The sequence below is a fragment of the Kitasatospora sp. NPDC002551 genome, from assembly GCF_040296005.1.
Taxonomy (GTDB): Bacteria; Actinomycetota; Actinomycetes; order Streptomycetales; family Streptomycetaceae; genus Kitasatospora.
In genome coordinates this window covers 1-5,956 of record NZ_JBEOWI010000127.1, presented here as the reverse complement: position 1 = coordinate 5,956, position 5,956 = coordinate 1, and the positions used below count along the sequence as shown (strand labels likewise).

The 5,956-nt window shown below is 74.0% G+C and carries 1 protein-coding gene; it reads left to right on the top strand.

Going from position 1 to position 5,956, the window contains the following annotated elements; genetic code table 11:
• Nucleotides 1-5,956: non-ribosomal peptide synthetase (locus ABT093_RS40275; RefSeq protein ID WP_350572481.1), on the top strand; the 5,956-nt coding region annotated here is incomplete at both ends.

Sequence of the window (5,956 nt, the reverse complement as noted above, 5' to 3'; positions counted from 1 at the left end):
GAGCCAGACGCCCACCGCCTTCCGCTCCCTGGTCGCGGCCGCCGGCGAGGGCGACCCGCGCGTGGACCGGCTCGCCCTGCGGCACGTCGTCTTCGCGGGCGAGAAGCTGGAACTGCGCGAACTGCGGCCGTGGACCGACCGGCTGGGCCTCGAACGGCCCGCCCTGGTCAACATGTACGGCATCACCGAGACCACCGTGCACACCACGTTCCACCGGGTCGTCGAGGCCGACCTGCAGGCGGCCGGCAACCCGATCGGCGTGCCGCTCGCCGACCTGCGGATCCACCTCCTGGACGCGGCGGGCGAGTTGCTGCCCGTCGGCGTGCCGGGGGAGATCCACGTCGCCGGTCCCGGCGTGGCCCGCGGTTACCTGGAGCGGCCCGCGCTGACCGCCGAGCGCTTCGTGCCGGACCCGTTCGGTCCGGCCGGCTCCCGCCTGTACCGCAGCGGCGACCTCGCCCGGCGCCGCCCCGACGGCACCCTGGAGTACCTGGGCCGCATCGACCACCAGGTGAAGATCCGCGGCTACCGCGTCGAACTCGGCGAGATCGAGGCCGCGCTGGCCGCCCACCCGGTGGTCCGCGAGGCGGTCGTCGACGTCCGCGAGGACACCCCCGGCGACAAGCGGCTGGTGGCCTACCTGGTGCCGGTCGCGGGCGAGCGCGCCCCCGGCGCCGACCAGCTGCGCGAACTCCTCGGCCGCGACCTGCCCGAGTACATGATCCCCGTCGCGTTCGTCGGCCTCGACGCCCTGCCGCTCACCACCAACGGCAAGCTGGACCGGCGCGCCCTCCCCGCACCGGGCACCGAGTCCTTCCTGAGCAGCGTCTACGTCGGCCCCCGCACCCCCGTCGAGGAGCGGGTGGCCGCGGTGTGGGCCACCGCGCTCGAGGTCGAGCGGGTCGGCGTCCACGACAGCTTCTTCGACCTGGGCGGCGACTCGATCCGCGCCGTCGCGCTGGTCGGCGCGCTGCGCGCCGAGGGCTTCGACCTGGCGGTGCGCGACGTCTTCGACCGGCGCACCGTGTCCGAGCTGTGCGAACTGCTCACCGGCCGGCCCGCGCTGGCCGACGGGGCGCAGACCTTCGTCAAGCCCTTCGAGCTGATCGCCGCCGAGGACCGCGAGCGGATGCCCGACGGGATCGTCGACGCCTACCCGCTCTCCCAGATCCAGACCGGCATGGTCATCGAGATGCTGGCCGACGAGGGCCAGAACAACTACCACAACGTCTCGTCGTTCCGGATCCGCGACGACAAGCCGTTCTCCGCCCCCGCCTTCGAGGAGGCGGTCAGGACCCTGGTGGCCCGCCACGAGGTGCTGCGCACCTCCCTGCACCTGGCCGACTACTCGGTGCCGATGCAGCTCGTGCACGCGCGGGCCACCGCCGTCGTCGGCGTGCAGGACCTCACCCGGCTGGACGACGAGAGCGCCGAGGCGCGGCTGCGGGAGTTCGTCGCCCGCGAGCGCGCCACGCTGTTCGACCTGGCCACGCCCTCGCTGATGCGCTTCCACGCCCACCCCACCGCCGGCGGCGGACTGTGGATCTCCGCCACCGAGTGCCACCCGATCCTGGAGGGCTGGAGCCATCACTCGATGCTGATGGAGCTCCTCGGGTGCTACCGGGCGATCCGCGACGGCGACGGGCCGGGCGAGTACGAGGCGCCGGAGGTGCGCTTCGCGGACTCCATCGCCGCCGAACTCACCTCGCTCGCCTCGGCGGAGGACCGCGCCCACTGGGCGGGCGTCGTCGAGGGCTACACCAGGTTCACGCTGCCCGAGGGCTGGGGCGAGGACCAGGACACCCCGCGCCGGGCCCACCACGTGATGGTCCCCTGGGGCGACCTGGAGCCGGGGCTGCGCGCCCTGGCGGCCCGGGCCAGGGCCTCCCTGAAGAGCGTGATGATCGCCGCCCACGCCAAGGTCATGAGCCAGCTCACCGACGCCCCGGCGTTCCACACCGGCCTCGTCTACGACGTGCGCCCCGAGGTGCTCGGCGCCGACCACGTCTACGGCATGTACCTCAACACCCTGCCGTTCCCCGTCGACCGCTCCGCCGCCACCTGGCTCGACCTGGTGCGCCAGGTCTTCGCCCGCGAGGTCGCGTCGTGGGCGCACCGCAGGCTCCCGCTGCCGACCGTCCAGCGCGAACTCGCCGGCGGGCAGCGCCTGATCGACGTGTTCTTCAACTACCAGGACTTCCGGCAGGTCGACGCGGAACTCGTCGACGCCGCGGTGGGCATCGACGAGAGCCCCACCGAGTTCCCGCTGACCGTGTCCTCGCGGAACAAGCACGTCTTCCTGACCGCCGACTCCTGGTCGCTCAGCCTCGCCAACGCCGAGCGCGTCGGCGCCATGTACCGGGCGGTCCTCGAAGCGATGGCCGCCGACCCCGGCGCGGACGCCCGGGTGACCTTCGTCGCGCCGGACGAGCGGGAGCACCTGCTCGGCGCGTGGGCGGTTAACCCCGGCGAGCCGGTCACGCGGACCGTGCCCGAGCTGTTCGAGGAGCAGGCGGCGCTGACCCCGGACGCCGTCGCCGTCCGCTTCGGCGCGACCCGGGTGACCTACGCCGAGCTGGAGGCCCGCGCCAACCGCTACGCCCACCACCTGCGCTCGCTCGGCGCCGGCCGCGAGTCCGTCGTCGGTGTCCTGCTGGACCGCGGTGTCGACCTGGTCGCGGCGCTGCTCGGCGTCTGGAAGGCCGGGGCCGCCTACCTGCCGATGGACCCGGGCCTGCCCGCCGACCGCGTCGCCCACATCCTGTCCGACGCGCGCGCGGTCGCCGTCGTCACCCACACCGGCTACGAGGACCTGCTCCCGGCGACCGCGGCCACCCGCCGCCTGCTGACCGACCGGGACGGCTCCGCGGTCGCGGGCTGGCCGAAGACGGCCCCGGCCCGGACCACCGGCGTCGACGAACTCGCCTACGTGATCTACACCTCCGGTTCGACCGGCCTGCCCAAGGGCGTCCAGGTGCCGCACCGCGGCCTCGTCAACCACGTGCGCTGGGCCGTGGCGGAACTCGCGGCCGCGGGCACCACCGGCGCGCCGCTGTTCTCCTCCGTCGCCTTCGACCTCGTGGTCCCCAACCTGTGGGCGCCGCTGCTCGCCGGACAGGCCGTCCACCTGCTGCCCCAGGACCTCGACCTCGGACGCCTCGGCGAGGCCCTGGCCGAGGCCGGGCCCTACAGCTTCATCAAGCTGACCCCCGCCCACCTGGAGGTGCTGATCCACCAGCTGGCCCCGGAGCAGGCCGCCGCCCTCGCCCCCGTCCTGGTGGTCGCGGGTGAGGCGCTGACCCGGCGGGTCGTGCGGGCCTGGCGGGAGCTGGCCCCGGGGACCCGGCTGGTGAACGAGTACGGGCCGACCGAGGCCTCGGTGGGCACGTGCGTCTTCCCGGTGCCCCGGGACACCGCGGCCGAGGTGATGCCGATCGGGCGGCCGCTGCCGAACATGACGATGTACGTCCTCGACGACCGGATGCAGCCGCTGCCCGTGGGCGTCCCCGGCGAGCTCCACGTGGGCGGCGAGGGCGTGGCCCGCGGCTACCTCGACCGGGCCGTGCTGACCGCCGAGCGCTTCGTGCCGAACCCGTTCGGCCCCGCCGGCTCCCGCCTCTACCGCACCGGTGACGTGGTGCGCACGCTGCCGGGCGGCGACGTCGAGTTCCTCGGCCGCAGCGACGGCCAGGTGAAGATCCGCGGCTACCGCATCGAGCTCGGCGAGATCGAGGCCGCGCTGGTCGAGGACGAGCGGGTCGCGGACGCCCGGGTCCTGTCGCGCGAGGACACCCCCGGCGACAAGCGGCTCGTGGCGTACATCGTGCCCGCCGGCGACCGGGCCCCGACGCCCCAGGCGCTGCGGGAGGTCCTGGTCCGGACCCTGCCCGACTACATGGTGCCGTCGGCGTTCGTCGAGATCGGGGCGGTGCCGCTGACGGCGAACGGCAAGCTGGACCGCGCCGCGCTCCCGGCGCCGGGCGAGGACTCCTTCGCCGGCAGCCGCTCCGTGGCGCCGCGCACCCCGCTGGAGGAGCGGGTGGCGGCGGTGTGGGGCCGGGTGCTGGGGGTCGAGCGGGTCGGTGTGCTGGACGGGTTCTTCGATCTGGGCGGCGACTCGATCCGGGCGGTGGCGCTGATCGGCGCGCTGCGGGCCGAGGGCCTGGACGTGTCGGTGCGCGACGTGTTCGAGCGGCGGACGGTCGCCGGTCTCGCGGAGTCGCTGACCGGCCGGTCGGCGCTGACGGCCGCCGCCGAGGTGTTCGTCGAGCCGTTCGCGCTGGTGTCCGCGGAGGACCGGGAGCGGCTGCCGGAGGGGCTGGACGACGCCTATCCGCTGTCGCGGATCCAGACCGGCATGCTCGTCGAGACCCTGGCCGACGAGGCCGTGAACAACTACCACAACGTGAACGTCTACCGGGTGCGCGACGACCGCCCCGTGGACCGCGAGGCGTTCGACGCGGCGGTCCGGGAGGTCGTGGCCCGCCACGACGTCCTGCGCACCTCCGTGCACCTGAGCGGGTTCTCGGTGCCGTTCCAGCTCGTCCACTCGGACGTCGACGTCCCCACCGGCGTGCGCGACCTCGGCGACCTGGACGAGGAGGCGCAGCGCCGGGCCATGACCGCGTTCGTGGCCGCCGAGCGGGCCGACGCCTTCGACCTGTCCGCGTCCCGGCCGCTGCTGCGCGTCGTCGCGCACCAGCTCGGCGGCGACGCGTGGCTGTGCACCTTCACGCAGAACCACGCCGTCATGGACGGCTGGAGCAACCAGCTGTTCCTGGTGGACCTCGTGGCCTGCTACCGGCGGATCCGGGACGGCCTGGACGCCGGGCCCGCCGAGGCGCCGCGGGTGCGCTTCGCCGACACGGTCGCCGCCGAACTCAAGGCCCTCGACTCCGCGGAGGACCGCGCCTACTGGCAGGGCCTGGTCGCGGAGCACGCCAAGTTCACGCTCCCCGCCGACTGGCACGGTGACCTGAGCCGGCCCGCCGAGGTGGTGCGGGCGGGTGTGCGCTTCGCCGACCTGGAGGACGGGCTGCGCGCCCTGGCCAGGACCGCCGGCGTCTCGCCGAAGAGCGTCCTGACCGCCGCCCACGTCAAGGTCATGAGCCAGCTCACCGACGAGCCCGCCTTCCACACCGGGCTGGTCACCCACTGCCGGCCGGAGGCGGAGGGCGCCGAGCGGATCTACGGCACCTTCCTCAACACGCTGCCCTTCCCCGCCGACCGGACCGCCGCGACCTGGCGCGACCTGGTCCGGCAGGTGTCCGACCGGGAGATCGAGGCGTGGCCGCACCGGCACTTCCCGATGCCGGAGATCCCGCACACCGGCGGGCAGCGCCTGATCGACGTCTTCTTCGGCTACCTGGACTTCCACGCGATGGACTCCGAGGTCGCCGAGGACGGCTGGGGCTTCAACGACGCCCCGAACGAGTTCGCCCTCACCATCACCTCGCTCTCCGGGGTCCTCAGCCTGCGCAGCACCACCCACACGCTGAGCCGGTCCAACGCCGAGCGGATCGCCGGGATGTTCCGTGCGGTGCTGGAGGCGATGGCGGCCGACCCGGACGGTGACGCCCGGGAGGTGTACCTGCCCGCCGGTGAGCGGGAGTGGTTGCTGGCGGCGGGTGGTGAGGGGTCCGTCGCGGCGGATCCGCGGGTCGTGCACGAGGTGTTCGAGGCGCGGGTGGCGGTGGCTCCGGAGGCGGTGGCGGTGGTCGCCGGTGGTGTGGAGCTGACGTATGCGGAGGTGAACCGGCGGGCGAACCGGTTGGCGCACCGTCTGCGGGCGCTGGGTGCGGGTCCGGAGTCGTTGGTGGGTGTGTGCCTGGAGCGTGGTGTCGAGCTGCTGCCGGCGCTGTTGGGTGTGCTGAAGTCGGGTGCGGGTTATGTGCCGCTGGATCCGGCGAATCCGGTGGAGCGGTTGGGGTATGTGCTGGCGGATGCCGGTGTGGGG